Origin of the sequence: Streptomyces sp. NRRL B-24085 (genome assembly GCF_001282115.1) — a bacterium.
GTDB lineage: Bacteria > Actinomycetota > Actinomycetes > Streptomycetales > Streptomycetaceae > Streptomyces.
The window spans coordinates 1-3,587 of the sequence record NZ_LJBR01000529.1 but is presented as its reverse complement, the minus strand read 5'-3'; the positions used below and the strand labels follow the sequence as shown (position 1 = coordinate 3,587).

Genomic DNA, 3,587 nt, shown 5'->3' with positions numbered 1-3,587 from the left:
GGGGTGCTCGTCGGAGGCGGTTGCCGCGGAGGGTTCGGCGGCCGGGAGGCTTGCGTCGGGTGCGGGAGCGTGGTCCTGCCCCGGCTGGTCCGCGTGGTCGGGCATCCGGAAGGCGTCGGCCAGCAGCTCCCGTACGCCACGCGCCCGGACGCCGGAGGCTGTGCTCGGCGTCCGGCCCCGCTCCCGGGACGCGGACGGCGGGGTGGCCCTGCGGGAGCGACGTGCGTGGGCGGCTTCCGCTTCCGCCGCCTCGGCGTCCGCCCGCCTCTTGCGTGCGGCGCGCAGCGCTTCGCGGGCGGCATCGGCGGGGCGTGCGCCGGGTTGCTCCGCAGGCAGGTCGTCGCGGGGGTCTGCGGCCGACTGGGCTTCCGTGGACTCTGCGGAGGAGGTGGGGACGGTGGCGGGGAGGGCGCCCGCGCCGGACGGACGCGGGGCACCGGTCGTGCCGGAGTCCGACGCGGGTCGGGTCGTGGCGGTTTCCGGTCGGGGTGCGCGGGACTGCGGGGGCCCGGCGGAACCGGACTCCGCGTCCCCTGTACTGCCGGGCCCTGTCCCGGACCGGCCCGCCGTCGCGGCTCGCCGCGCCGCGACGGCTTCGCGCAGGGCCGCGCGAGCCGCGTCACCCGGCCGGGGCCCGGCCGGGGCGGGGTTGGCTTCGGAGTCCTCGGTCAGCGTGCCGTCCGCGTCCTGCCCGCCGCCGGTACCTGACCGGTCTCCGCTCCCCCGGTGCGCCGCGCCATGGTCGGCTTCGTGGTCCGAGCCCGTGGCCGCGGTCCGCGCTGCGGAGTCAGCCGCTTCCTTCCCGGCGAGGCTGCGGTCTTCCTCGTCGGCATGGAGCTCGTTGCCGTGCATGGCGGAGCTCCCGGACTTCCCGACTGCGCGGCTCTCCGTGTCCGGCGCCCCGTGTGCCGGGTTCCCGATCGCCTCCCCTGCACGGCTTCCCGCAGCCGACGCCGCCTCGTCGCCCACCGCCGGACCACCGATCCGCCCGGCCGCAGGGGTTTCGGCCCGCACCACACCGACGTCCGCGGCCCGTGACGCGGCACCGCCGGCTTTCTCGGCCCCGTGGTTCTCCGCACCCGGCACCACACCGTCGTCCGCGCCCCGGGCCCGCGAACTCCCGGCCCCGTCGCCCCCGCGGCCCTCCACAGCCGGCGCAGCCCCGTGTCCCGTGTCCTTTCCGCCCTCGGACGCGGCAGAGCCCTCGGCCTCCCCTGCCGAACCTGTACTCCCCTGGCCCGCCAAGTCCTGTCCCCGAGCCGCCCGCTCCCGGGCCTCCCGCAGGGCTCGGCGGACCTCGTCGGCCGGGCCCGGGGTCATGACTGCCTCCGGAGGGTGACGAGGTCGGTCAGTTCGCGGTCGGTCAGTTCGGTGAGCGCGGACTCGCCGGAGCCGAGGATCGCGTCGGCGAGGGCACGCTTCGCTTCGAGCATCTCGGCGATGCGGTCCTCCACGGTGCCCTCGGTGATGAGGCGGTGGACCTGGACGGGCTGGGTCTGGCCGATGCGGTAGGCGCGGTCGGTGGCCTGTTCCTCGACGGCCGGGTTCCACCAGCGGTCGAAGTGGATGACGTGACCCGCGCGGGTGAGGTTGAGGCCGGTGCCCGCCGCCTTCAACGACAGCACGAGCACCGGGATCGCACCGCTCTGGAAGCGGTCCACCATGCGCTCGCGCTCCGGCACCGGCGTCCCGCCGTGCAGCAGGTCCACCGGGACTGCGCGGGCGGCGAGGTGGGCGGTGATCAGGCGGGCCATCCCCACGTACTGGGTGAAGACGAGGGCCGAGCCGTCCTCCGCGAGCAGGGTGTCCAGCAGCTCGTCCAGCAGGGCCAGTTTGCCGGAGCGGGCGACCAGGCGCTCACCGGCCGTTGGCGGTACCTCCTCCTTCAAATACAGCGCGGGATGGTCGCAGATCTGCTTCAGCGCGCCCAGCAGCTTCAGGACCAGGCCCCGGCGCGCGATGCCCTGTGCCGTCTCGATCGCCAGCAGCGACTCGCGCACCACCGCCTCGTACAGCGAGGCCTGTTCACGCGTGAGCGGGACCGGGTGGTCCGTCTCCGTCTTGGGCGGCAGCTCGGGCACGATGCCCGGGTCGGACTTCTTGCGGCGCAGGAGGAAGGGCCGCACCAGCCTCGCCAGCCTGGTCACGGCCTCCTCGTCCTCGCCGTTCTCCACCGCGCGCGCGTGGCGGGCGCGGAAGGACTTCAGGGGGCCGAGGAGTCCCGGTGTGGTCCAGTCGAGCAGGGCCCACAGCTCCGAGAGGTTGTTCTCGACCGGGGTTCCGGTCAGGGCCACGCGCGCGGGCGACGGGATGGTGCGCAGGGCCTTGGCGGTGGCCGAGTACGGGTTCTTCACGTGCTGGGCCTCGTCCGCGACGACCATGCCCCAGTGCTGTTCGGCCAGCCTCGCCGCCGCTGCCCGCATGGTGCCGTAGGTGGTGAGGACGAAGCCGCCGTCGAGGTCGTCCAGGCTGCGGTCCGTGCCGTGGAAGCGGCGCACGGGGACGCCGGGCGCGAACCGGGTGATCTCCCGCTGCCAGTTGCCCAGGAGGGAGGCGGGGCAGACGACGAGGGTCGGCTCGCGGCGGGCCCGGCGCAGGTGCAGGGCGATGACGGTGATGGTCTTGCCGAGTCCCATGTCGTCGGCGAGGCAGCCGCCGAGGCCGAGGGAGGTCATGAGGTCCAGCCAGGCGAGACCGCGGAGTTGGTAGTCGCGGAGGGTGGCGTGCAGGCCCGCGGGCGGTTCGGCGGGGCGCACCCCGGCCGTCAGGCGGTCGCGCAGGGCGGCGAGCGCTCCGACCGGCACCGCCTCCACCGTCTCGCCGTCGACCTCCGCGCTGCCGGAGAGGGCCACGGAGAGCGCGTCGACCGGGTCCAGCAGGCCCAGTTCGCGTTTGCGGGCCTTGCGCACGAGGGCGGGGTCGACCAGCACCCACTGGTCCCTGAGGCGCACGACGGGGCGGTGGGCCTCGGCCAGCGCGTCCATCTCGGCCTCGCTGAGCGGGTCGCCGCCGAGAGCCAACTGCCAGCGGAACTGGAGGAGTTCCTCGCTCTCGAAGAAACCGGTCCCGTCGGTCGCCGAGCCCGGGGCGGGGCGTACGACCGCCGCGGCGGTGAGGTCCTGCGCCAGGTCCCGCGGCCAGTGGACCGCCACTCCGGCCGCCGCGAGCCGGGTCGCTGCCACGCCGAGCAGGTCGCCCAACTCCTCGTCGGACAGGGCCAGTACGTCGGGTACGTCCTGCTCGGAGAGCCGGTCCAGGGGCGGCCAGACCCGTGCGGCGCGGCGCACGGCGAGGGCCGCGTCCACGCGGGCGCGTGGCCCGAAGACGGCGTCGGCGTCCCCCGCCCACAGGGCCGCCGCGTCGGTCACCAGGGTCGGGTCGGCGAGGCTGTGCACCTGGACGATCGCGGCGCCGGCGCTGCGCACACCGTCGGCCTCGGCGTTGAACAGGTTGTACGCCGGCAGGTCCAGGCGGAGCGAGATCCGCACGCCCGCGTCCATGCCGGCGGCGACTTCGGCGGCCCAGTCCTGGGCGTGCGGCAGCCGCTGGGGGGCGCGGTCCGCGAAGGGCCGGCCGGAGGCGTGGGG

1 protein-coding gene and 1 pseudogene are annotated in these 3,587 nt (G+C 75.6%); both read right to left on the bottom strand.

Features of this window, described 5'->3' with window-relative positions; all coding sequences use genetic code 11:
• Positions 1 to 852 (bottom strand): annotated as a pseudogene (locus AOJ26_RS38670) (hypothetical protein); the annotation flags it as partial.
• Between the two features lie 464 nt (positions 853 to 1,316).
• A partial coding sequence (locus tag AOJ26_RS38665; RefSeq protein ID WP_053853020.1) for a DEAD/DEAH box helicase occupies positions 1,317 to 3,587 on the bottom strand: 2,271 nt, incomplete at its 5' end.